Here is a 550-nt window from a genome sequence, read left to right on the forward strand (position 1 = left end):
TACCAATCGGTTCGCCAATTGAGCAAGAACAGACTGAACAGTCTAGTGATGACACAGCGGCTGCTCAACCAAAGACAACTATTGAATCGGTCAACAACGGGATTCGTTACCTAGACGACACAGCTTTGATTAGTCGCTTTGGCATTATTCAGAAGGCTGTCGAGTGGAACAATGTAAAAGTTCCTAGCATTCTAAAGAGCAAAGGACAGGATTACCTGCAAAATCAGCGAGTCGGATTGCTAACGTGGTCGGTTGATGTGGTCGATATATCGTTACTAGATAATGCTTATAAGTCATTTGAAATTGGTAATTTCTATCCAATATATGACCAGTTCTTGGGTCTGGTTGAAGATTTGCAAGTGGTAGCGAAAAAATTGGACATTACGCAACCGCATAAGATGTCACTCACGATTGGAACGAAGAATCGGACACTATCACAGTACCAGTTAGATTATCAGGCGGCCATGCAGTATGCCCAGCAACAACGTCAGAACACTCAACAGACTGCTAATGATTTGAAGAATCGAATTAAGGAACTGTTAGAAGTGAC

Annotated in this window: 1 protein-coding gene; it reads left to right on the plus strand. The window is 42.4% G+C overall.

What is annotated here, in order from left to right; translation table 11 throughout:
* Positions 1-550 (plus strand): phage tail protein (locus FEFB_RS08065; protein ID WP_200898285.1); only part of this gene is annotated, 550 nt, incomplete at both ends.

Origin of the sequence: Fructobacillus sp. EFB-N1 (genome assembly GCF_001038455.1) — a bacterium.
Taxonomy (GTDB): Bacteria; Bacillota; Bacilli; order Lactobacillales; family Lactobacillaceae; genus Fructobacillus; species Fructobacillus cardui.